Origin of the sequence: Parazoarcus communis SWub3 = DSM 12120, assembly GCF_003226565.1 — a bacterium.
GTDB classification, from domain to species: Bacteria; Pseudomonadota; Gammaproteobacteria; order Burkholderiales; family Rhodocyclaceae; genus Parazoarcus; species Parazoarcus communis.
The window spans coordinates 97,599-121,791 of the sequence record NZ_QKOE01000007.1 but is presented as its reverse complement, the minus strand read 5'-3'; the positions used below and the strand labels follow the sequence as shown (position 1 = coordinate 121,791).

The 24,193-nt window shown below is 61.0% G+C and carries 20 protein-coding genes and 3 tRNA genes; 4 read left to right on the top strand and 19 right to left on the bottom strand.

Annotation, left to right across the window (positions count from 1 at the left end):
* Positions 1-98 precede the first annotated feature (98 nt).
* Positions 99-1,178, top strand: a complete 1,080-nt coding sequence (locus DNK49_RS11960) for a type I glyceraldehyde-3-phosphate dehydrogenase (protein WP_110524809.1) — start codon at positions 99-101, stop codon at positions 1,176-1,178.
* Positions 1,171-2,049, top strand: coding sequence for a class I SAM-dependent methyltransferase (locus tag DNK49_RS11955; RefSeq protein WP_165843313.1), 879 nt, complete (start codon positions 1,171-1,173; stop codon positions 2,047-2,049). The genes DNK49_RS11960 and DNK49_RS11955 overlap by 8 nt, the downstream gene beginning before the upstream one ends.
* Before the next feature lie 64 nt (positions 2,050-2,113).
* On the opposite strand, the gene DNK49_RS11950 is transcribed toward DNK49_RS11955, so the two are convergent.
* The 4 genes from DNK49_RS11950 to DNK49_RS11935 all read right to left on the bottom strand — a co-directional run bounded on the left by DNK49_RS11950 (position 2,114) and on the right by DNK49_RS11935 (position 4,288).
* A complete protein-coding gene (locus tag DNK49_RS11950) occupies positions 2,114-3,754 on the bottom strand; it encodes a methyl-accepting chemotaxis protein (protein ID WP_110524805.1) in 1,641 nt (546 codons plus the stop codon).
* Positions 3,755-3,983: 229 nt separating this feature from the next.
* A tRNA-His gene (locus tag DNK49_RS11945) sits at positions 3,984-4,059 on the bottom strand.
* Between the two features lie 46 nt (positions 4,060-4,105).
* Positions 4,106-4,182: transfer RNA gene (locus tag DNK49_RS11940), tRNA-Arg, on the bottom strand.
* Between the two features lie 29 nt (positions 4,183-4,211).
* Positions 4,212-4,288, bottom strand: a tRNA-Pro gene (locus tag DNK49_RS11935).
* A 169-nt stretch (positions 4,289-4,457) separates the two neighbouring features.
* Between DNK49_RS11935 and dksA the strand changes: the two genes are divergently transcribed.
* On the top strand, positions 4,458-4,883 hold the full coding sequence (gene dksA, locus DNK49_RS11930; protein WP_110524803.1) for an RNA polymerase-binding protein DksA: 426 nt from the start codon (positions 4,458-4,460) through the stop codon (positions 4,881-4,883).
* A 120-nt stretch (positions 4,884-5,003) separates the two neighbouring features.
* Here the strand turns inward: dksA and pnp are convergent, their stop codons facing one another.
* The 15 genes from pnp to DNK49_RS11855 all read right to left on the bottom strand — a co-directional run bounded on the left by pnp (position 5,004) and on the right by DNK49_RS11855 (position 20,768).
* Complete coding sequence (gene pnp / locus DNK49_RS11925) at positions 5,004-7,106, bottom strand: polyribonucleotide nucleotidyltransferase (RefSeq protein ID WP_110524801.1); 2,103 nt, start codon at positions 7,104-7,106, stop codon at positions 5,004-5,006.
* A gap of 163 nt (positions 7,107-7,269) precedes the next feature.
* On the bottom strand, positions 7,270-7,539 hold the full coding sequence (gene rpsO, locus DNK49_RS11920; RefSeq protein WP_110524799.1) for a 30S ribosomal protein S15: 270 nt from the start codon (positions 7,537-7,539) through the stop codon (positions 7,270-7,272).
* A gap of 78 nt (positions 7,540-7,617) precedes the next feature.
* Positions 7,618-8,547 (bottom strand): tRNA pseudouridine(55) synthase TruB, encoded by a 930-nt coding sequence (truB, locus tag DNK49_RS11915; RefSeq protein WP_165843312.1) that lies wholly within the window; start codon positions 8,545-8,547, stop codon positions 7,618-7,620.
* 3 nt (positions 8,548-8,550) lie between these two features.
* Positions 8,551-8,934 carry a 30S ribosome-binding factor RbfA gene (gene rbfA, locus DNK49_RS11910; RefSeq protein WP_110524795.1) on the bottom strand — a complete coding sequence of 128 codons (384 nt, stop codon included), beginning with the start codon at positions 8,932-8,934 and terminating at the stop codon, positions 8,551-8,553.
* 3 nt (positions 8,935-8,937) lie between these two features.
* The gene (infB, locus tag DNK49_RS11905) at positions 8,938-11,826 is read right to left on the bottom strand and encodes a translation initiation factor IF-2 (protein WP_110524793.1); all 2,889 of its coding nucleotides are present in this window, start codon (positions 11,824-11,826) and stop codon (positions 8,938-8,940) included.
* A 13-nt stretch (positions 11,827-11,839) separates the two neighbouring features.
* Complete coding sequence (gene nusA, locus DNK49_RS11900) at positions 11,840-13,315, bottom strand: transcription termination factor NusA (protein WP_110524791.1); 1,476 nt, start codon at positions 13,313-13,315, stop codon at positions 11,840-11,842.
* 27 nt (positions 13,316-13,342) lie between these two features.
* Entirely contained in the window at positions 13,343-13,777 is a 435-nt protein-coding gene (gene rimP / locus DNK49_RS11895; protein WP_110524996.1) for a ribosome maturation factor RimP, read from the bottom strand.
* 244 nt (positions 13,778-14,021) lie between these two features.
* Positions 14,022-14,987, bottom strand: coding sequence for a 23S rRNA pseudouridine(2605) synthase RluB (gene rluB / locus DNK49_RS11890; protein WP_424445117.1), 966 nt, complete (start codon positions 14,985-14,987; stop codon positions 14,022-14,024).
* Positions 14,988-15,009: 22 nt separating this feature from the next.
* The gene (gene scpB, locus DNK49_RS11885; protein WP_110524787.1) at positions 15,010-15,612 is read right to left on the bottom strand and encodes an SMC-Scp complex subunit ScpB; all 603 of its coding nucleotides are present in this window, start codon (positions 15,610-15,612) and stop codon (positions 15,010-15,012) included.
* The gene (locus tag DNK49_RS11880) at positions 15,590-16,447 is read right to left on the bottom strand and encodes a segregation and condensation protein A (protein ID WP_243632338.1); all 858 of its coding nucleotides are present in this window, start codon (positions 16,445-16,447) and stop codon (positions 15,590-15,592) included. The genes scpB and DNK49_RS11880 overlap by 23 nt, the downstream gene beginning before the upstream one ends.
* A gap of 24 nt (positions 16,448-16,471) precedes the next feature.
* Positions 16,472-17,674 (bottom strand): tryptophan--tRNA ligase, encoded by a 1,203-nt coding sequence (locus DNK49_RS11875; RefSeq protein ID WP_110524785.1) that lies wholly within the window; start codon positions 17,672-17,674, stop codon positions 16,472-16,474.
* 8 nt (positions 17,675-17,682) lie between these two features.
* A complete protein-coding gene (locus DNK49_RS11870; protein WP_110524783.1) occupies positions 17,683-18,342 on the bottom strand; it encodes a site-2 protease family protein in 660 nt (219 codons plus the stop codon).
* A gap of 46 nt (positions 18,343-18,388) precedes the next feature.
* A complete protein-coding gene (locus DNK49_RS11865) occupies positions 18,389-19,021 on the bottom strand; it encodes an L-threonylcarbamoyladenylate synthase (protein ID WP_110524781.1) in 633 nt (210 codons plus the stop codon).
* A gap of 32 nt (positions 19,022-19,053) precedes the next feature.
* Positions 19,054-19,884 (bottom strand): 3',5'-nucleoside bisphosphate phosphatase, encoded by an 831-nt coding sequence (locus DNK49_RS11860; protein WP_110524779.1) that lies wholly within the window; start codon positions 19,882-19,884, stop codon positions 19,054-19,056.
* Positions 19,881-20,768 (bottom strand): alpha/beta fold hydrolase, encoded by an 888-nt coding sequence (locus DNK49_RS11855; protein WP_110524777.1) that lies wholly within the window; start codon positions 20,766-20,768, stop codon positions 19,881-19,883. The genes DNK49_RS11860 and DNK49_RS11855 overlap by 4 nt, the downstream gene beginning before the upstream one ends.
* Before the next feature lie 74 nt (positions 20,769-20,842).
* Here DNK49_RS11855 and DNK49_RS11850 point away from each other — a divergent pair, with 74 nt between their 5' ends.
* On the top strand, positions 20,843-24,133 hold the full coding sequence (locus DNK49_RS11850; protein ID WP_110524775.1) for an EAL domain-containing protein: 3,291 nt from the start codon (positions 20,843-20,845) through the stop codon (positions 24,131-24,133).
* Positions 24,134-24,193 lie beyond the last annotated feature (60 nt).

The window sequence follows — 24,193 nt, the reverse complement described above, 5'->3', positions numbered from 1 at the left end:
AGAATCTGGAAACGCGCGGATCGTGGCAGAAATACGGATCGAGAGTAAGGTGAGAAGGCGATCAGCGGTAGAATCCGGCGCTTGTCCAGACTTCGCCCATGGCAGGCCCGAACGTGGCTTCAACCCGCAACACCCCATTTCGCCTTGCAATCAACGGCTACGGTCGAATTGGCCGCTGCTTTCTGCGCGCCCTGCATGAATCGCCACTTGGCGAGCACTTTCGTGTCGTCGCCATCAACGAGCCGGCCGATCTGGCCAGCATCGCCTACCTGACCCGCTTCGACTCGACCCACGGCCGCTTTCCGGGGCAGGTCGCCGCAGCCGACGATGCCCTGCTGATCGACGACCAGTTGATTTCGGTCTCACATGCCTCAACCCCGGAAGACGTCGACTGGACCGACCTTGAACTCGACCTGGTGGTGGAGTGTTCCGGGCAGTACGGCGAACGCGATCAGTTGCAGCGTTTCCTCGCAGCAGGCTGCCCCCGGCTGCTGTTGTCCCATCCCGGACACAGTGCCGGCGACGTCGATGCCACCGTGGTGTATGGCATCAACCACCTTGATCTTGGCGGCGACGAGCGCTTGGTGTCGAACGCCTCATGTACGACGAACGCCGTCGTGCCGGTGCTGGATCTGCTGCATCGGGAAGTGGGACTGGAACAGATCCTGCTGACCACATTGCACTCGGCAATGAATGACCAGCCCTTGATCGATGGCTATCACCACTCCGACCTGCGCCGCACCCGCTCGGCCATGCAGTCCATCATCCCGGTTTCGACCGGACTGGCCCGCGGCGTCGAGCGCCTTCTGCCGGCGCTGGCCGGCCGTGTGCACGCCAAGGCGGTGCGCGTCCCGACACACAATGTATCTGCCATCGACATGGTACTGACCCTGTCGCGCGATGCGTCTGCTGCGCAGGTCAACGCACTGCTGCAACATGCTGCAAGCGGCCCTTACGCCGGCCTGATCGCCTGGTCCGACGAGACCCATGCCTCCATCGATTTCAATCACGACGCACATTCAGCCATCATCGACGGGAGTCAGACCCGCTCCTGTGGCCCGCGCATGGTGAATGTGCTGGTGTGGTTCGATAACGAATGGGGGTTCGCCAACCGTATGGTCGATGTTGCGCAGCACTGGTTGTCGCTTCCGTACGCGAGAGGCCGCAGCAATGCCTAGCGCACGACTGCTGCTCAATCTCGTGCTCGACCTGTGCGCAATGCAGCAGCAGGCACGTGTTCCTGAGCCGACGATGTCGATGAGTGACGGAGAGGCCGCCGCAGCCTTCATGCACGCGGGACGTGAAGACGGCATCCTGGCCCACACCTATCTGTATCACGCGATTCAAGCCAGTGCCGTCATCCCTCGCAACAGCCTTGTCGTCGACCTCGGCTGTGGCCCGGCCAACCAGCTCGCCAGCCTTGCCAGGCTGAATCCCGATTGCCGCTTCGTCGGAGTCGACGCCTCGCCGGCCATGCTGGATCTTGGACGGCAGACCCTGGCGCGGGCCGGTCTGCCCAATGTCACACTCGTGGCGGGTGACATGACTTCGCTATCGGACTTCGCCGACACCAGCGCGGATGCCGTGATCTCGACCATGTCCCTGCACCATCTGCCCGATACAAACGCACTCCACCGCTGCCTGGCCGAGACCAGGCGTATTCTGAAGCCCGGTGGCGGGCTGTATCTGGCGGATTTCGGACGGTTGAAGCGGGAAGCGAGTCAGCGCTTCTTTGCGCACGAACGTGAAGCCGAGCAACCCTCCTTATTCACCCTTGACTACTACAACTCGCTACGCGCGGCATTCAGCACGAGCGAGATCCGTCAGGCCGCCAGCGTGTTCGACGAGGGCGTGCGCCTGCACAAGACCTTCCTGGTGCCCTTCCTGCTTGCACTGCGCAGCAGGCCCCTCGCCCCACCTGGGGCGGTGACCCGCTTCGCCGCACAGGCGATCTACAACGCACTGGATGCCCGTCAGCAGTACGACTTCCGCGATCTCGCCCGCTTCTTCGGTCACGGCGGCTTTCCCCTGGCGTTCAAACCCTGGTAACAAACGCCTGCGCCTGACCATCACGATTGAACGCGCTCGTGCGATCCACAAGCGCTCGTCAGTTTCAATCCAGACGGAAGCGCGCAACCGATTCGTGCAAGGCACTGGATAGGGACTGCAAGTGACGGGCCGCCTGAGCGGTGTGCTGCACGGCGCGCGCGCTTTCTTCCGACATCTGCGCGATATGCTCGATGTTGCGGGCAATCTCGCTGGACACGGTGCCCTGCTCCCGGATGGAATCGGAAATGCTGTTCACGACGTTGACAACACGGTTTGCGCCATCCCGGATCTCGGTGATCGACACCCCTGCCTGAGCTGCCAGCTCCACACCCTTGCCGGCCTGACTGACGCCGGTTTCCATGCTGCTCACCGCACTGCGCGTTCCCCCCTGAATCTTGTCCACCATGGCGGCAATCTCTGCCGTGGATAGGCTGGTACGCTCGGCCAGCTTCCGGACCTCATCGGCGACAACCGCAAACCCTCTGCCCTGCTCACCCGCGCGGGCAGCTTCGATCGCTGCATTGAGCGCCAACAGATTCGTCTGATCGGCGATCTCTCGTATGGTATTGACGATGGAGGTGATCTGGACAGACTGGCGGCCAAGATCCTCGATAATGGCAGACGATGCGGTCACCGCCTCGGATATGCGCCGCATTTCGGCTGAGGCATTCTGGATGACCACGGTTCCTCGGTCGGATAGCTCGCCCGCCTGTACGGAAATCCCATGCGCCTCGCGTGCATTCTCGGCCACCTGATCGATGCTGACGGTCATCTCTTCGACCGCTGCCGCCATTGAGGATGCCGCCTCGCTCTGTTGTGCAGATCGGGTTGCCACCTCCTCCGACGCCCCCAGTAACTGTCCGGACGCCGAAGACAATTGTTCGGCGCCATGCACGATCTCCGCGATCATCTGCTTGAGGGTCCGCTGCATGTCGCGCATGCCCGCCAGCACACTACTGTCGTCACCCGGCTTGCACACCACCTCGGTCGTCAGATCGCCCGCCGCAATACGCCGCGTGATCCGCGACGCGTACTGTGGATCCCCGCCCAAGGTACGGATGAGATTGCGCCCCACCCAGGCCAGCGAAAACGCGATGAAACCGCCAATCAACACCCCCCAGCCGAGGAAGGCAAAGGCATTGCGGCGGAAGATCGCGTCTACATCGTCAACGTAAATGCCACTGCCAATAACCCATTTCCAGTCGTCCGAGCCTTTGACATAGGAAATCTTGGGCACCGGCGCTTCGGATCCGGGCTTGGGCCAGTAATAATCGACAAAACCTGCCCCACGCGCCGCCACTACCGAGTTGAACTCGACAAACAGCAACTTGCCGTTTGCGTCCTTCAACTGGTCGAGCTTCTTGCCATCCAGATCAGGCCGGATGGGATGCATGATCATGTTGTCGTGCAGGTCGTTGATCCAGAAATACTCGACCTTGTCGTAGCGCATCGCCCGCAGCGCCTCGATCGCCGAGCGTTGAGCCTCATCCTGCGACAACTTCCCCGTGCGCGCGAGGGCCTCGAAATGACCGACTGTCGCATGCGCAACCTCGACCAGATTGCGTACCTTCTCCTGCCGATCCGTCAGCAACTGTGCGCGCTGGTTGTACAACACGACAACAAACAGCACACACAAACCCACCACCGTCGCCACCGTCAATGCAATCAATCTCTGTTGCAAGGACAGGCCTTGTCGTTCCTGCATGATCTCTCCCCTCGTAAGCTGTCCGTGCTCCCCATGCACCCGTTTTTATTGTTGTGCAACATGTAGGGGCATTATCGACGATGCAGGAAAAATCTGTAGCCCGTATTGGATAGCAGCGCCAGATACGCCTTAGAAATGCAAAAGGCCTGCTCGAAAGCAGGCCTTTTGCATTTCTAACTTATTGCAACGCATCTGCGAATCAGCGCATTGCCGTACCGCTTGTGTAGCTTGGGGCGACATACCGGTCTCGAACCGGTGACCTTTGGAGCCACAATCCAATGCTCTACCAACTGAGCTAATGCCGCCACCTTCAGGACCTTGTGAAACCACAAGACCCGAAAAACTCTTCTCTGGCCTGCCCGGCAGGGATCGAACCTGCAACCCCCGGCTTAGAAGGCCGGTGCTCTATCCAATTGAGCTACGGACAGATTCTTACCGCGGGCATCCGGGGTGAAGCTGGTCGGGGTGGAGGGATTCGAACCCCCGACATCTTGCTCCCAAAGCAAGCGCGCTACCGGACTGCGCTACACCCCGAGAGCCGTGCACTTTACAGATAGTTTTCCGGGCCGTCAAACATTTTCTTCAAAATCGCGCCAAAAGGTCATCCCAGCCCATCCCACCCACTTTGGTCATACTACTTGCCCGACATCTAGCATTCTGATATTTAAGCCTAATCCCCATTCAGAAGATCGAGCCGCCCCCAATGGCAGAAGACACACTCCACAAGCAGTTTCCGCCGTATTCGCAAAGTGCCGCTGAAGAGTACATGTGCGAACGACAGACCCAACATTTCCGCGACCTGCTCGAATCGGCCCGCCAGGAGCTTGTTGAAGATATCGAACGTACGGTTCATCAACTTCAGGAAGACAATACCCTGCTCGCCGACCCCAATGACCGGGCCAGTCAGGAGTCCGACATGGCGCTCGAACTGCGCAACCGGGATCGCGAACGCAAGCTGATCAAGAAGATTGACGAAGCCCTTGAGCGCATTGCGGCAGGCGAATACGGCTACTGTGACAACTGCGGCGTGGAAATCGGCCTGAAGCGGCTCGAGGCACGCCCCACCGCAACGCTCTGCATCGACTGCAAGACGTTACAGGAGATCAGGGAGCGCCAGGGATCACGCTAGCGCGGGAAACCGCCTGAGAAGCTCACCAGGCGGCCGCACGCCCACTGGGCACACCTCCCCCTTGGCAGAAAGCACAAAGGGCGCCTGAGCGCCCTTTGTGCTTTTCACGACTCGCGCAGATCAACCTGCGTTCTGTTGCTCGAGCAGCGCCTTCATGCTGAGACGGATCTTGCCGCGCTCGTCGGTTTCCAGAACCTTGACGCGCACCGCCTGACCTTCCTTCACATAGTCGGCCACGTTATTGACACGCTCATTGGCAATCTGCGACACATGCAGCAGACCGTCGCGACCCGGCATGATGTTCACGATAGCGCCGAAGTCGAGCAGACGCACCACGGTGCCATCATAGACCTTGCCGACCTCAACTTCGGCGGTGATCGCTTCGATCTTGGCCTTCGCGGCCTGCGCACCTTCGTTGCTGACACACGAGATGGTGACGCTACCGTCATCCTGGATCTCGATCACCGCGCCGGTCTCTTCCTGCAGGCCACGGATTACCGCCCCACCCTTACCGATCACATCACGGATCTTCTCAGGATTGATCTTCATCGTGATCATGCGCGGTGCGAATTCCGACACCTGACCACGTGCGGCATCCAGCGACTGCTTCATCAAGCCCAGGATATGCATGCGGCCTTCACCCGCCTGCGACAAGGCGACCTTCATGATCTCCTTGGTGATGCCCTGGATCTTGATGTCCATCTGCAGTGCGGTGACGCCGTTCTCGGTACCCGCAACCTTGAAGTCCATGTCGCCGAGATGGTCCTCGTCACCCAGGATGTCGGTCAGCACTGCGAAGCGGTTGCCTTCCTTGATAAGACCCATCGCAATACCGGCCACGTGCGCCTTCATCGGCACGCCGGCATCCATCAGCGCCAGCGAACCACCGCACACCGACGCCATCGAGCTGGATCCGTTCGACTCGGTGATTTCGGACACCAGACGGACGGTATAGCTGAAATCTTCGGCCGCAGGCAGCGCTGCAATCAGGGCACGCTTGGCCAGTCGGCCATGGCCGACTTCGCGACGCTTGGTGACACCGAAGCGGCCGGTCTCACCCGTGCAGAACGGCGGGAAGTTGTAGTGCAGCATGAAGTTCTCGCGGTACTCGCCTGCGATCGCGTCGATGATCTGCTCATCACGGCCAGTACCCAGCGTTGCCACCACCAGTGCCTGGGTTTCACCACGCGTAAACAGCGCCGAACCATGGGTACGCGGCAACACGCCGGTACGGATCTCGATCGGACGCACCGTTCGGGTGTCGCGACCGTCGATACGCGGTTCGCCATTGAGGATGCGGCTGCGCACGATGCTGGACTCGAGACCAAAGAAGATGTCCTTTACCTCGTTGAGCGACGGCGGGTTGTCCACGCCTTCAGTCACCGCAGCGATCGTTGCCTTTTGAATCTCGCTGATGCGGGCGCTACGGGCCTGCTTGCTGGTGATGTTGAAAGCCTGCTCGAGCTCAGCCTTGGCCAGCTCGGTGATACGGGCGATCAGCGGCTCGTTCTTGGCCGGCGGCTGCCAGTCCCACTCGGGCTTGCCCGCCACTTCGACCAACTCGTTGATCGCACGGATGGCGTGCTGCATCTGATCGTGACCATAGACAACTGCACCGAGCATCACCTCTTCGGACAGCTCACGCGCCTCGGACTCGACCATCAGCACAGCGGACTCGGTGCCTGCCACAACCAGATTGAGTTCGCTGGTCTTCAACTGCTCGGCCGTCGGGTTCAGCAGATACTGACCATCAGCGTAACCGACGCGTGCGGCACCGATCGGGCCATTGAAGGGCACGCCGGAAATCGCCAGCGCGGCCGAAGCGCCAATCATGGCCGGAATGTCGGAATCGATCTCCGGATTGAGCGACAGCACGGTGACGATGATCTGGACTTCGTTGTAGAAGCCATCGGGAAACAGCGGACGGATCGGGCGATCGATCAGGCGCGAGGTCAGCGTCTCCTTTTCGGTAGGACGGCCTTCGCGCTTGAAGAAACCACCGGGAATACGGCCCGCCGCGTAAAACTTCTCGACGTAGTCAACGGTCAGCGGAAAGAAGTCCTGACCCGGCTTGGCATCCTTGGCCGCGACAACGGTCGCAAGCACCACGGTGTCGTCCATATTGACGATGACGGCGCCGCCCGCCTGACGAGCAATCTCGCCGGTTTCGAGGGTGACGGAGTGCGCGCCGTAGGCAAAGGTTTTCTTGATGGAAGTAGGCAAGGGAAATTCCTCTAAACAATGAGTGCAGCGAACAACAACTGCAGAAACAGGCCGGATGCGGGGTCCGAAAACGACAAAGCCGGCGCGACCCTGTGGGGTCGCCCCGGCTTTGCTTGCTCAGGCCGCCGTTTCAGGCGCTGTAGGATAAATCACGTACAGTGACTTACTTACGCAGGCCCAGACGTTCGATCAGGCTGCGGTAGCTGTCGGCGTTACGACCCTTCAGGTAGTCGAGCAGCTTACGACGCTGGCTGACCATTTTCAGCAGACCACGGCGGGAGTGATGATCCTTGCCGTGTTCCTTGAAGTGGCCGGTCAGACCATTGATACGGGCGGTCAGCAGTGCGACCTGGACTTCGGGCGAACCGGTGTCGCCCGGTGCGCGCTGGTAATCGGAGACGACTTGCGCTTTGGTTGCAATATCGAGAGCCATGTGCGTATTTACTCTTTCGTTTCGGCCAATCAGAAGCGGCGGATTATACCTAATGCCGCACCAGGAATTCAATCTAAATCACTTGTTTTGATTCGCTTCACCGGTCGCGATGAGGCGTTTCGCCCACAATTTGCCATCATCCTTCCATTCAGCCAGGCCGAGAAAGGCTTCCGGTCCATAGATCCGGACCAACCCGGACCCTGCCTGGGCAAAGCGCAACGGCTGCCCCTGCAGCATCTGCCGTGTCTGCACCTCATCGAGGTCGACCCGGTCAAAATTCATCACCAGCAGATCAGCCGAAGCCAGCATGCCGTCCCTTGCATCCCCCTCGACCGCCTCCAGCGCATCGAGCGACACGCTGCTGGCAATATCGAAAACCCCGATGCGGGTGCGTCGGAGTGAGTAGAGATGCGCCCCACACCCCAGCGCAGCACCGATGTCCATGGCAAGGGTCCGGATATAGGTGCCTTTGCTGCAGGCCACCCGGATCACGAAACGTGGCGAATCAAAAGACAGCAACTCGATCGCCGAGATTGTCACCCTGCGCGCCTCGCGCTCCAGCTCGATCCCCGCACGAGCATATTCGTACAGCGGCTTGCCATCACGTTTGAGCGCCGAATACATCGGCGGCACCTGCTCGATCTCGCCGACGAAACGCTCAAGCACTTCACGCAACGCAAGCTCTGTCACCGCAACAGGATGAGCCGCCAGCACCTGCCCTTCGGCGTCACCTGTATCGGTCTCCACGCCCAGCTCCACGCCTGCCTCGTACACCTTGTCAGCGTCGAGCAGCATCTGCGAAAACTTGGTCGCCTCACCAAAGGTCAGCGGCAACAAGCCGCTCGCCATTGGATCGAGCGTTCCGGTATGCCCCGCCTTTGCCGCATTCAACAACCTGCGGGCAGTCTGCAGGACCCCATTGGAGCTGATGCCCTGCGGTTTGTCGAGCAAAAGCACACCATCCACCCGCCGTCGGATGATCTTGCGCTGCACACGTTTTTCAGCCACGGATCAGTCTTCGCCGTCGTCCCGACCGCGTGCCTCGTCCTCACGCACCGTCTTGTCGATGAGTTGGGACAGCCTGCTGCCCTCCTCCACCGACCGGTCGTACTGAAAGTGCAGCTCCGGAATGGTATGGATACGGATACGACGCCCCAATTCGCGACGCAGGAAACCACTGGCGCGACGCAAGCCCTGGAGGATCTCCGGGACGCTCTCCTCGCCGGTCATCGAAGTGAAGAACACCTTGGCGTGGGCGTAATCGGGGGTGATCTCGACATCAGTCAAGGTGATGAACCCGACGCGCGGGTCCTTCACCTCAAGACGGATCAACTCTGCCAGCTCGCGGCGGATCTGCTCCACCACGCGCTGACTGCGGGAATACTCCTTGGGCATTGCTTACAGCGTCCTCGCCACTTCCTTGATCTCGAACACCTCGAGCTGGTCGCCTTCCTGGATGTCATTGTAGTTGCGCAACTGCAGACCACACTCGTACCCGAACTTGACTTCCTTGACGTCGTCCTTGAAACGCTTGAGCGACTCGAGCTCGCCACTCCAGACCACGGTGTGGTTGCGCAGCAGACGAACCGAGGAACCACGCTTGACCAGACCCTCAAGCACATAACAACCGGCGACCGCACCCACCTTGGAGATGTTGAACACCTGGCGGATCTCGACCATGCCGATGATCTCCTCACGCTTCTCCGGCGACAGCATGCCGGACAAGGCGGATTTCACCTCATCCACGGCATCGTAGATGATGTTGTAGTAGCGGATATCGACACCGAAGGTCTCGGCCAGCTTGCGCGCACCCGCATCAGCACGGGTGTTGAAGCCAATGATGACCGCACCCGACGCCTGCGCCAGGTTGACGTCCGACTCGGAGATCGCACCGACCGCTGCGTGGATGACATTGACCCGCACTTCGTCGTTCGACAACTTGACCAGAGACTGCACCAAGGCTTCCTGCGAACCCTGCACGTCGGCCTTGATGATGAGCGGCAGACTCTTGACCTCGCCTTCGGCCATCTGCTCGAACATGCTTTCGAGTTTTGCAGCCTGCTGCTTGGCCAACTTGACATCGCGGAACTTGCCCTGACGGAACAAGGCGATTTCGCGTGCCTTCTTTTCATCGGCCAGTGCGATGGCTTCATCGCCCGCCGCCGGCACATCGGACAAGCCCAGAATCTCGACCGGAATCGAGGGACCGGCTTCGTCAATCGGCTTGCCGTTCTCGTCCAGCATGGCACGAATACGGCCAAAGGTCGCACCCACCAGCAACACGTCACCCTTGCGCAGCGTGCCAGACTGCACCAGCAGCGACGCTACCGGACCACGCCCCTTATCCAGACGGGCTTCAACAATCAACCCCTTGGCCGGCGCTTCGACCGCCGCCTGCAATTCCAGCACTTCGGCCTGCAGCAGGACCGCCTCGAGCAGCGCATCAACGCCATCACCACTCTTGGCCGACACAGGCATGAACATGGTGTCGCCACCGTATTCTTCCGGAATCACGCTTTCGGCGACGAGTTCCTGCTTGACGCGCTCGATGTTGGCATCGGGCTTGTCGATCTTGGTGATCGCCACCACCAGCGGCACGTTGGCAGCCTTGGCGTGATGGATGGCCTCGCGGGTCTGCGGCATCACACCATCGTCCGCCGCCACCACCAGGATGACGATGTCGGTTGCCTTGGCACCACGGGCCCGCATCGCGGTGAATGCCTCGTGACCCGGCGTATCGAGGAAGGTGATCATGCCGCGCGGGGTCTCCACGTGGTATGCACCGATATGCTGGGTAATGCCGCCAGCCTCACCCGCCGCCACTTTGGCACGGCGGATGTAGTCGAGCAGCGAGGTCTTGCCGTGGTCAACGTGGCCCATGACCGTGACCACCGGCGCACGCGAGACCAACTCGACATCCTTGTGTTCGTCGTGCTCCTCGAGGAAGGCATCCGGATCGTCCAGCTTGGCAGCGAGCGCCTTGTGGCCCATTTCCTCGACGATGATCATCGCCGTTTCCTGGTCCAGCACCTGGTTGATGGTCACCATCATGCCCATCTTCATCAGAGCCTTGATGACCTCGGTCGCCTTCACCGACATCTTGTGGGCGAGCTCGGCCACGGTGATGGTTTCAGGCACATGCACTTCGCGGACGATGGGTTCGCTAGGGGCCTGGAAGCTCTGGCGATCGTCCTGTTGATGACGACCATGACGGCCACCACCCTTGGCGCCACGCCAGGCATTACCGGCTGCGGGAGCACCCACTTCACCACGCGTCTTGATGCCACGTCGCTTGGAGCTCTCGTTCTCACGCGCACCGCGCTTGGCACCGGCGTCCTTGCTCGCGCCATCTTCAGCCTTGGCGGGACGATGCAGCGTACCGGTCGTGTTCTTCGCGGCAGGCTTGGCAGCCTCTACCGGACGGGAGGCCTCTTCCTTGCGCTGCTGTTCGGCACGCACGCGAGCCTCTTCCTCGAGCCGGCGCGCTTCCGCAGCCGCCTTGGCCGCTGCCTCGCGCTCCTGGCGGGCGCGCAGGTCAGCCTGCTGCCGTTCGATCAGCTCACGGTGACGACGCGCTTCGCGTTCGCGAGCGGCCATCTCTTCTTCGCTGATGATCTGATTGATCGGTACGGGACGCGGACGCACCACGGTCGTCGGACGTGAGGGTTCGACAGCCACTTCGGGCTTGACTTCCGGCTTGGCCTCAACCACGGGCTCAGGCTCGATGACCGGCGCAACGGGCTCAGCAACGACAGCTGGCTCCTCAACAACCGCAACTGCCGGCATCTCGGGTACAGACTCGGGCTCGGGCGCAGGCTCGGGTTCGGTTACAGACTCGGGAGCAGATTCAGGAACAGGCGCAACTTCAGCAACCACTTCCGGCGCCACAGGCTCAGCCACAACAATCGCTTCCGGTGCATCAGCAGGCACGAGCTCCTCATCGCCCAACGAGGCTGCAGCTTCAGCCGACGTCACGTCACCTGCAAGCTCGTCACGCTTGACGAAAGTCCGCTTCTTGCGAACCTCGACCTGAACGGTACGGGCACGGCCCGTGGAATCGGTGGCACGAATTTCGGAGGTCTGCTTCCGGGTCAGGGTGATCTTGCCCTTGGGCTCGACATCACCGTGCGCGCGGCGCAGGTACTCGAGCAGGCGAGCCTTGTCCTGCTCAGTCAGCAAATCGTTGGCACCGGACTTTTCCACACCGGCACGCTTCAACTGCTCGAGCAGCGCCGCCGCCGGCATTTTCAGTTCGCCGGCAAACTGGGTCACGCTCATCTGTTCCATTACTGCCCTCCCGTCATTCTTCGAACCAGTGGGCGCGCGCAACAGAGATCAGCGCCTTGGCTCGTTCTTCGTCGATCCCGGCCATCTCGACCAACTCGTCGACCGCAAGGTCGGCCAGGTCATCCCGGGTGCGAATCTCGTGACCCGCCAGTGCTGCAGCGAGCGTCTTGTCCATGCCTTCGAGGCTGAGCAGATCGTCGGAAACGGTCTCCAGTTGCTCCTCGGTCACGATGGCTTCGGTCAACAACACGTTGCGTGCGCGGTTGCGCAACTCATTGACGGTGTCTTCGTCGAAGGCCTCGATTTCCAGCATTTCAGCCAGCGGTACGTAGGCAATCTCCTCCAGCGAGGAGAAACCTTCGTCGATCAGGATGTCGGCAACCTCTTCATCCACATCGAGCTTGGCCATGAACAGCGAACGCAGCGCACCACGTTCCTGCTCGGAGCGGGCAGCGGACTCCTGCTCGCTCATCAGATTGATGGTCCAGCCAGTGAGCTCGGATGCAAGCTTCACATTCTGGCCATTGCGACCGATCGAGATCGCGAGATTGTTCTCGTCGACCACCACATCCATCGCATGGGACTCTTCATCAACCACGATGGACATCACTTCAGCCGGCTGCAGCGCCGCAATCACGAACTGGGCAGGATCTGCAGCCCAGACGATGATGTCGATCTGCTCACCACCGATTTCGTTGCGCACTGCCGTCACCCGCGAGCCACGAAGGCCAACGCAAGTACCGATCGGATCGATGCGCGGATCGTTGGACTTGACGGCGACCTTGGCACGCAGACCGGGATCACGCGCGCAAGCCTTGATCTCAAGCAGACCATCTTCGATCTCGGGCACTTCGAGCTCGAACAGTTTCATCAGAAACTCGGGCGCGGTGCGCGACAGGATCAGTTGCGGACCACGGGCGCCGCGATCGATCTTCAGCAAATAGGCCTTGACCCGGTCACCGACACGCAGGTTCTCACGCGGAATCTGCTGGTCACGCGGCAACACAGCCTCCATGCGGCCGACTTCGATGATCGCACTACCACGCTCCATACGCTTGATGGAACCCGAAACCAGGAATTCCTTACGATCGAGAAAGTCATTGAGCACCTGCTCACGCTCGGCGTCACGAATTTTCTGCAGGATGACCTGCTTCGCAGCCTGAGCGCCAATACGGCCGAAATCGATCGGCTCGAGCGGCTCTTCAATGAAATCACCGACCTTGATATCCGGATTGACATCACGCGCATCGATGAGACCCATTTCGGCCTCGTCATTGGTCACGTCTTCGTCAAGCATCACAACCCAGCGGCGGGCAGACTCATAGTCACCCGTATCGCGATCGATACGCACCACCACGTCAGCGTCGTCATGAACGCGTTTCTTGGTCGCGGAGGCAAGCGCCGACTCCAGCGCGCCAAAAACGATGTCTTTGGCGACGTTCTTCTCACGCGCCAGCGCATCAACAAGCAGCAGAATCTCGCGGCTCATTTCAGGAAAACCTCCACATCCACAGTCTTAAAATTTCGGAACAAGGCGTGCCTTCTCGACATCATCGAAGGAAATCTGCAATTCGCCCTTGTCGGTCACAAGCACGACCGCGCCATCGCGCATTCCTTGCAGCACACCTACAAAATTACGCTGACTACCCACCGGCAGCGAGGTCCGCAACTGAATCTCCTGCCCGGCAAAACGTTCGAAATCCGCCGCTTTCTTGATCGGCCGATCCAGGCCCGGAGACGAGACTTCAAGGCGGTCGTAATCGACATTTTCAACCTCGAAGACGCGGGTCAACTGGTTACTGACCGTGGCGCAATCATCAACCGTGATACCACGCTCGATATCGATGAATACGCGCAACAGACGCCCTTTCGGCGAGAGCTCGACGTCAACCAACTCGAAACCGAGCCCATTGACGACCTGCTCGATCAGACTTCCCAGATCCACACGCATACCCTTGCCATCCACGACCACAAATAAAAAATGGGCGAAACGCCCATCCATGTTGACTTCAACCGGCGAGACAGGTTGCCGCATTCTTGCAGAGCACCCGTCAAAGCCTTTGGAGTATAACGCAAAAAGCCCGCGGCAGGCAAACCGGACGGACTATCCGTGATTTGCCCCGCAGGCGAGGAGGTATCGAACCCCTACCCGTATGCGACCGACTGAACCCTGCCTCCCGCTGAACCGCCCGTCCTCAGACCCTGGGCATCGTACGCCGCAACTTGGGCTCAGGTGGTTTTCCACGACCGCCCGGCTTGGGCACCGGGGGCGGCAGGCCTGCCAAACTACAAACCTCGGCCTCGGGCATCTCCATCCACATGCCACGCTTGAGCCGCGACGACAGCACGACCGGACCATAACGCACCCGCATCAAGCGGCTGACCGTCAAGCCCACCGCTTCGAACATACGCCGGACTTCGCGGTTGCGCCCTTCGGACAGCGTGACGTGATACCAGTGATTCACCCCTTCTCCGCCTGCACCGACCAAGGTATTGAAGCGTGCCGGACCGTCGTCGAGCTCGATGCCCTCAGTCAGCAGACGCGCCTGCTCCTCAGTCAGCTCACCCAACAACCTGACCGCGTACTCGCGGTCGATCTGGTAACGCGGATGCATCAGTCGGTTCGCAAGATCACCGTCATTGGTAAACAGCAGCAGTCCTGAGGTATTGAAATCCAGCCGCCCAACAGCCAGCCAGCGCCCCTTGGCAAGGACCGGGAGACGCTCGAATACGGTCGGCCTGCCCTCAGGATCGTCGCGCGAAACAATCTCCCCCTCAGGCTTATGGTAGATCAGCACCCTGGGCGTTCGTTGCGTAAAACGAAGTGGAATCAACTTGCCGTTGACCTTGACTCGATCCCCCGGCCCGATCTTCTGCCCCAGGGAGGCGGGCAAGCCATTCACGGAGATGCGCCCGGCAATGACCCACTCCTCGATCTCCCGCCGCGAGGCAACGCCCGCTTGCGCCAGCACCTTCTGCAAACGCTCCGGCTCGGACAGCGTCGTCGGCTGATCCCGACCACCGGCGCGCCTGCGCACCCGCCCCGGCCCCTCCGGCTTCATGCCGGACGGCGTGCCCAATGCAGATTTGTGAGCATCCGGACGCAATGCCGCAGTGGACTCGTCGTCATGCGCACGGCGTCCACGACTACGGGCGGACAATCCCTCGTCCCGTGCCCCAGACTCAGTCGTTTTCTTGCGGGGCGACCTCAGCGGCCGCTTCGATTTGGCTGGTGTCGACAAGATCCATGATCCTTTCGATTTCGGTGAGAGCAGGCAGCTCGGTAAGGCTGCGCAAACCCATATCATCCAGGAATCGCCGCGTGGTGGCGAACAGGGCCGGTCGGCCCGGCGTGTCGCGGTGACCGACAATGTCGATCCAGCCGCGCGATTCCAGGGTTTTCAGCACGCCGGGCGACACAGCCACACCGCGGATATCCTCGATGTCGCCACGCGTGACCGGCTGCCGGTAGGCGATGATCGCCAGTGTTTCCATCACCGCACGCGAATAGCGCGGCGGCTTTTCATCTTTGAGACGATCGAGGTAGACCTGATATTCCACCCTCGTCTGAAACCGCCAACCACTGGCAAGCTGAACCAGTTCGACACCACGCTGCGCAGCGTCCCACTCGGATTTGAGCTCGTCGACCAGGCGGCGAACAAGATCATTGCCCGGATCTTCGTCAAAAAGCTGGCGTAATGCAGAATACGGCAAGGCTGCTGGTGTCGCCAGCAGCGCCGCCTCGATGATCCGCTTGTAATGCTCAGGCGTTGTCGCGGGATCCATCTGCCAGTTTCACGTAAATCGGTGCAAAAGCTTCGTTCTGCAGGACATCCACCAAGCGCTCCTTGACCAGTTCCAGCACAGCCAGGAAGCTCACCACCAGGCCGGCAGGACCCAGCGACGCATCGAACAAGGCGTCAAAAACCACATATTCGCCATCGCCAAGCTTACGCAGGATCGCGCTCATATGCTCGCGTACCGACAGCTGCTCGCGCCCGACACGATGATGCTGGTTCAGCCTGGCCTTCTTCATGATACGCAACCAGGCCAGCTGCAGATCATGCAAACTGACCTCGGGCAGACGCTCGACCACCTTCTCGGCCACAAACACGCTGACCCACTCAAAATCCCGCTCGGCGCGAGGCAACACATCCAGCCGCGCCGCCGCCAGCTTGGTCTGTTCGTACTCCAGTAGTCGCCGGACCAGCTCGGCGCGCGGATCCTCCTCCTCGGTCGTCTCCCGCGGCGGCTTGGGCAACAACATGCGCGACTTGATCTCGAGCAGCATCGCGGCCATCAGCAGATAATCCGCCGCCAGCTCCAGATGGTTGGCACGCATGGCCTCGACGTATTCCAGATACTGCACCGTCAACGGCGCCATCGGGATGTCGAGCACGTTCAGATTGGCACGCCGGATCAGGTACAGCAGCAAATCGAGCGGCCCCTCGAAAGCCTCGAGGATGATCTGCAACGCGTCGGGCGGAATATACAGGTCTTTTGGCAGTTCGAGCACAGGCTCGCCATAAAGACGTGCAATTGCCACCCCGTCGTCGATTGCCTGAACCGGCGCAAGAGGCAGCGGCACGCTGCCTGCGGCCACCATCGACAGATCGTTCATTGCACGCACACGGCTAATTACACTTTAGCCATAGCTGAGGCCCATGGCCTCGCGGACGTCGCGCATGGTTTCCTGTGCGAGCTTGCGCGCGCGCTCACAACCATCCGCCAGGATGTTGCGCACCAGACCGGGATCCTCGACATAGGGCATGGCCCGCTCACGCAGGACGGCCTGCTCCTTCAGCACACCATCGATAACCGGTTGCTTGCACTCGACACAGCCAATGCTGGCGCTGCGGCACCCCTCCTGAACCCAGGCACGCGTCGAGTCGTCCGAGTAAATGACGTGAAACTGCCACACCGGACACTTCTCCGGGTCACCCGGATCGGCGCGGCGAGCCCGGGCCGGATCGGTCTGCATCGTACGGATCTTGCGCGTGACGCTCTCGTCGCCCTCGCGCAGATAAATCGTGTTCGCGTAAGACTTTGACATTTTCTGACCATCCAGCCCCGGCATGCGCGGCGCCTCGGTCAGCAAGGCCTCAGGCTCGGCCAGAATCATCTTGCCTCCACCCTCGAGATAGCCATACAGGCGCTCACGATCACCCAGCGTCAGATTCTGGGTTTCCTCCAGCAAGGCCTTGGCCTGCTCGAGCGCCTCACCGTCACCCTCCTGCTGGAAGCGCGTGCGCAGCTCGGCATAGAGACGGGCACGCTTGCTGCCGAGCTTGCGTACCGCCTCGCGCGCCTTGTCCTCGAAACCCGGCTCGCGACCATAAAGATGATTGAAACGGCGCGCGATCTCGCGCGTCAACTCGACGTGCGGCACCTGATCCTCGCCTACCGGCACCTGATCGGCCCGATAGATCAGGATATCAGCCGACTGCAGCAAGGGATAACCCAGAAAACCGTAGGTCGACAGATCCTTGCCCGCAAGCTTTTCCTGCTGATCCTTGTAGGTTGGCACCCGCTCCAGCCAGCCCAATGGACACATCATCGACAGCAGCAAGTGCAGTTCAGCATGTTCAGGTACGCGCGACTGGATGAACAAGGTCGCCTGCGCGGGATCGACGCCGGCAGCCAGCCAGTCCACGACCATGTCCCACACACTATCCTCGATGACCTGCGGCGTGTCGTAGTTGGTGGTCAGCGCATGCCAGTCGGCCACGAAGAAGAGACAGGGATGCACTTCCTGCAACTTGACCCAGTTCTTGAGCACTCCGTGGTAATGCCCAAGATGCAGCCGCCCAGTGGGCCGCATGCCGGAAAGAACGCGTTCAGCGTACATGGCAGGTATCAGTGTCCAAAAAACAGCGCAAGAACAAAACGGAACATCGCAAGCAAGGGGCCGAGTATGGAGCCGAGCACCCCGGTAAACAACAACACCAGCAGAATCGGAAAACCGAAGGGCTCGAGCCGCGCGTACTGCCAGGCCAGCCGGTTCGGCAGCAGACTGACCGCAATGCGGCCTCCGTCCAGGGGGGGGATTGGCAGCAGGTTCAGCAGCATCAGGATGCCATTGATGTGCATGCCGGCATCGGCCATCTTCATCATGGGCACGGTGTAGTCCGTATAAGGCAACGTGACTGCCAGCTTGAACAATGCAGCCCAGGCAATCGCCATCAACAGATTGACGAAGGGCCCCGCCGCAGCCACCCAGAACATGTCGGATTTGGGCTTGCGCAAACGTCCGAAATCGACTGGCACCGGTTTGGCCCAGCCAAACAGCATGCCACCCGCCCCCACCAAGGAGGTCAGGGCAAGAATACCCGCCGGCACCAGAACAGTACCGACAGGGTCGATGTGCTTGAGCGGATTGAGCGTGATGCGCCCGGCAAGATCAGCCGTTGGATCACCGAAATGGCGCGCCACATAACCATGCGCTGCCTCATGCAGCGTGATGGCCAACAGTACCGGCAGGGCCCAGATGGCCAGGGTCGAGATCAGCGATTCCATGAACGGTACGGTCGAAAGCTCGCCATTCTAGCAGAGCCCCGGGGCACTACCCAGCATCCAGACCGAAGGGCGTCAGATCACCTCGCCCGGCGCGCACCAGCGTGGGGGCACCGCCGGTGAGATCGATCACGGAAGTTGCTTCAGGACCGCAGAAACCCGCCTCGATAATGAGATCGACCTGTTTCTCCAGGCGCTCGCGAATCTCCTCGACGTCAGTCAGCGGCAAATCCTCACCGGGCAACAGCAAGGTCGATGACAGCATCGGCTCATTCAGTTCAGCCAGCAGCGCGGACACCACGGTATGCTCAGGCACACGCAAACCAATGGTCTTGCGCTTCGGATGCAACAAGCGCCGAGGCAATTCGCGCGTGGCCTCCAGAATGAAGGTGTAAGGCCCCGGCGTCGTGGCCTTGAGCAATCGATACTGCGAATTATCCACGCGTGCGTATGTGGAGATTTCAGACAGATCGCGACAGAGCAAGGTGAAGTGATGCCGGTCGTCGACGCCACGTATCCTGCGAATACGCTCAAGCAGGGCCGCATCACCGGTGTGCCCGCCCAACGCATACGCCGAATCGGTCGGGAACACCACCAGCCCGCCACCGCGAATGATCTCAGCCGCCTGCCTGATCAGGCGCGCCTGAGGCTGCTCGGGATGAAGTGAGAAGAACTGAGCCATGAGTTATTGTTTTGTATGGATTGCGAAAGGAATCAACTGAACCGTGACCACACGGGTACAAGATCGGGAGGTAGCGGATTGCAGCATCCGAGATCCACAGGGCTTTCATCCACGCCATGAAAATCGGACGCGCGCGAGGCCAATAGTCCGCGTCGCCTGGCCAAAGTAGCAAAACGCCGCATTTCGTCTTCGGAGTGCGCCCCGGACACCACCTCGACCGCCTCGCCTCCCGCCGCAACGAAGCGATCGAACAGCCGCTCGAGATCAGCGCCAGACAGACGGTAGCGGGCCGGGTGAGCCACAACAGCCACCCCACCCGCCGCAGTGATCCACCCCACCGCATCCTCAAGCGCTGCCCACTCATGCTCGACAAAGCCGGGCCGCCCCCGGACCAGGTAATGATCGAAAACAGTCTTGACGTCAGGCATCACCCCGCTTGCGACCAAATGCCGGGCAAAGTGAGCCCGGCTGACCAGGGCCGGATTACGAGCAAAGCGCCTCGCACCGGCAAGGGCGTCGCGTATGCCCACCTTCTCCAGTTCGGCTGACATCGCCTGCGCACGGGCATCCCGCCCGCCTCTCACCTGCTTCAGGCCCGCCAGCAACACCGGGTTGTCCGGATCGATCGCCAGACCTACGACGTGGATGGTCTCACCAGCAAACGACACCGAGATTTCAACCCCGGGCACGAAGCCGATTCCCACCTCACGCGCAGCTTCAGCAGCCAACGCAACGCCGCCGACCTCGTCGTGATCAGTCAATGCAAGCAATTCGACACCATTTGCCGCCGCGCGCCTGACCACCTCATCCGGCGCCAGCCAGCCATCCGATACAGTGGAATGACAATGCAGATCGACGTTCATGACATTTCCTCACGGTCGGGCGCCATCATGAACGACGACAGGCAGATCGCAAGCCGTTCTGGCTGATCGTGGTGCAGATTGTGTCCTGCATCGGCAATGCGCTCGAGGTGCAGATCCCTGAAGCAGGCCATTGCCTGCTCGTACTGCGCGTCGTCCACGCCAATACGCTGGCGCAGTGATTGATCTTCCGGCTCCACCCACAGCACCGGCGAAAGCACCCTCCGCCAGCAAGCTTCGGCCTCCGCACGACGATAAAGCACCGGGTTGATCCGACGGTGAGCAGGATCTCCCGCCACCGTGACCCCGCCACAACCATCATCCTCGCCAAGATGCTGCGCGAGCCACCTGGCGCGCTCAGGGTCGAGCCGCGGATTTTCGCGACACAGGCGCGCAGCCAACCCATCCAGGTCACGGTAAGGACGGAAGGCAACCGGCGCTCGCAACTCGCCAAGCCACTTTTCGTAACGCCCTGGTGCATCGCTGGCCGGACGGTCAACCAGGCCGAAGGCATCCAGCGCCGCAACACGGGCCACTCGCTGGGGCCGGATGCCGGCGTACATCAAGGCCACGTTGCCGCCCATGCTATGTCCAGCCAGGCGCACCGGCTCATCGGGCTGGCAGTATTCGAGGATGGCATCCAGATCGCCAAGGTAGTCCGGAAACCAGTAGGCATCGCCGCACCGTCCAGACAAGCCGAAACCACGCCAGTCCGGCGCAATCACATGCCAGTTGCCCGGCAGCGCATCGACTACGAACTGGAAAGACGCCGATACGTCCATCCAACCATGTAACAGAAAGAGTTTGGGTGCGCCCTCGTCTCCCCACTCGCGGAGATGACAGGACAGCCCCCGGACATTCAGAAAACGGCTTCGACTGGGTTTCATGGGGTGATCATAACAAAGCTGGCAACGCTTCTCCGGCAAACCGGGCCTGTCTTCCCTTCGATATACTGCGGGCCATGTCTTCCAACTTACTCCGGATTGTCGCCCTGGCCCTTGCCTACGGTGCCTTTGGCTGGGCGGCCCTCAAGCTTGCCGTACCCCCCGGCTACGCTGCGCCAATCTTTCCGTCCGCCGGCATTGCGCTGTCGGCCTTGTTGATTTTCGGGCTGCGTCTGTGGCCGGGCGTGCTGCTTGGGTCCTTGCTCGTCCAGATCGCAGCCCAGGTCCATACCGGCGTTACCCTGAGCAGTTCCGTGGGGGCATCGCTGGTGCCCCTCGGCGCGACCCTGCAGGCAATCGTCGGCGCCGCGCTCGCACGACGTCTGATCGGCTTTCCCAACCCTCTCGATGCGCCAAAGGCCATCCTGCGGTTTCTTGGCGTGATCGCACCACTCAGCTGTCTGATCAGCCCGAGCATCTCGGTCCCCCTGCTCCACCACTTCGGTACCATTCCGTCATCCGAAGTCACCTTCAACTGGTGGAACTGGTGGCTGGGCGACGCACTGGGCGTGATGATTGCCGCCCCCTTGATGTTCGTGCTGTTCGGCCAACCCGCAGAGGCCTGGCGCGGCCGCCGCATGGGCGTGATCATCCCGCTGGGGCTCGCCATCGGCCTGCTGGCCTTTGTGGTGCATCACGTCCGCAACTGGGAAGATCTCCGCATCCAGACCCAGTTCAACCGCGATATCGAACACATTACCAGCGTGATCAACAAGCGGCTGGAAGTCCAGATCGACATGATGCAGTCGATCGAACGGCTGATGACTGTCAGCGATGAGGTCAACCGCACGGAATTCAGTACCTTCGTCACCCCCTGGCTGAAGCGCTATCCTGGCACGCAGAACTTTGGCTGGAGCCCGTACATCACCCATGCGGAGCGAGCCGACTTCGAACGCGCAATCAGTCGGGCCGACGGGTTGGATTTCCGTATCCTCGGCCGCGATGCCGAGGGCCGAACCTTCCCCGCGCCACCCGCCGACGACTATCTTCCCATCACCTACGTCGAGCCGATCAACAACAACCGCACAGTACTTGGTCTGAACCCCTTGTCCCTTCCGGCTACGGCCCAGGCCATCCACAGTACGCAGGTCAGCGGTCTGCCGGTAGCCACAGAAGGAATCAGGCTGGTTCAGGAAAACAGCGAACAGCGTGGCGTCGTCGTGTACCTGGCTGCCTTCGACCGGCCCGCTGAAGGCGATCAGACCCCTCGACTGTCCGGGGTCGTTTCCGGCGTGTTCCGGATGGATGACTCCACCGCCGGAGCACGCGAACTGGCCCAGCGCACGGGTATCGAGTTCTGCCTGGTCGATCGCGCCGGTCAGGAGGGCAACCGCCGGCTCTCCGGACCACGCAACTGCGACCAGTACGAATGGCTGGCGCGGCAGACCCATGGGGTGCGCACCATCGAGTTTGGCGGTCGCCTGTGGGACGTCCGCCTGCGTGCAGGACAAGCCTACCTTGACGGAATACGCAGCTGGACCGCGTGGGGAACGGTGGCGATCGGCATGCTGGCGGTCGGCATGCTGGGCGCCTTCCTGTTGATCACCACCGGCAACACCCGCCGCATTGCCTCCCTGGTGGATCAGCGCACCGCCGAGCTGGCTGCCGCAACCGAGCAACTGACCGAAAAGCAGGCTGCACTGGCCGATGCTCAGCGTATCGCCCGGATGGGCAGCTGGGAGATGCTCTTTCCTGGCGCGCCACTGACCTGCTCCGAGGAACTCCATCAGGTGCTGTACCACAATCAGCCCCTGACGACCTTGGAAGACCTGAGCACCTGCCTCCACGAAACAGACCGGGAGAAGCTCGCACAGGCCATAGAAGCGCTCGCCCAACAGCCTGGACACGTTACCTTCGACTGCGGACTTGCGGACGCCTCACCCTACACACTGCAGTTCCAGATCGAGAGCGAGTGGCGGCATGGACAACTGCACAGGATTCGCGGCACCGTGCAGGACGTCACCGCAGCCCGCGAAGCTGAGGCACACATCCAGTACCTTGCTCATTTCGACGGCCTGACGGGCCTGCCCAACCGCGGGGCGTGGATGAAGCACGCTCAGGCCGCCCTGATGCTGGCCCACCGCCATGGCGACACGCTGGGGGTGCTGTTTCTCGACCTTGACCACTTCAAGACGGTCAATGATTCGCTTGGCCACCCGGTTGGCGACAGACTACTGGCGGCAGTCGCGCGACGGCTTTCCGGATGCCTGCGCGAGGAGGACGTCCTTGCACGCCTGGGCGGCGACGAATTCGTCGCACTACTGCCTCGCCTGCACCGACCCGACGACGCAGCGCTGGTTGCGCGCAAGCTACTGGCCGCCATGGCCGACACGGTGCATATCGAAGGGCACGATTTGTCGCCTTCGGTCAGCATCGGTATTGCGCTCTATCCCAACGATGGCAATGACGTTGATACCCTGCTCAAGCATGCTGACACTGCCATGTACGGCGCCAAGGCGGCAGGTCGCAACAATTACCAGTTCTTCGTGCCTGAGATGAACACCCGTGCGTTTGAGCGACTGATGCTCGAAAACGCCTTGCGTCGCGGCATCGAGCGCAACGAACTGATATTGCACTATCAGCCTCAGATCGACGCAGCCAGCGGCAGAATCAGTGGCTGCGAGGCCTTGGTGCGATGGGAGCACCCCGATCTCGGCCTGGTGCCACCCGCACAGTTCATCCCGGTTGCCGAAGACAGTGGCCTGATCGTTCCTCTGGGTGAATGGGTGCTGCGCGAGGCGTGCCGCCAGCAAGTGCGCTGGCGCGACAGCGCCGTAGGCAATATTCAGCTTGCAGTCAATATCTCGGCGCTGCAGTTCCGGCGCAACGACTTCGTCGACACCGTCGCCCGCGCCCTGGAGGATACGGGAGCTGATGCCCGCTGCATCGAACTTGAAATTACCGAAAGCGCCCTGATGCAGCCTGACGACCACTTGATCGGTCGCCTGGACGCACTATGCGCCCTGGGCCTGACGCTGGCGCTGGACGACTTTGGCACCGGCTACTCCAGCCTGTCTTACCTGAAACGACTGCCGATCTCACGGTTGAAGATCGACCGATCCTTCGTCAAGGACTTGCCAAGCGATGCAGAGGACGCCGCGGTCACCTCGGCAACGCTGTCTCTGGCACAGGCACTCGGGCTTGATGTGGTCGCTGAGGGAGTGGAAACCCCAGCTCAACGTGACTACCTTGTCACCCGGGGCTGCAACGCTCTGCAAGGCTTTCTTTACTCGCGCCCACTGGCAGCAGAGGCGCTTGAAGTATGGGTTGGCGAGTTTGAAACCATTGCGCCTGAGGCATTGGGCTGACAGGCGAACCAGCGTCGTCACCAGCCCCCCACAAGCAAAAGAGGCGCCCGAACGGATCCG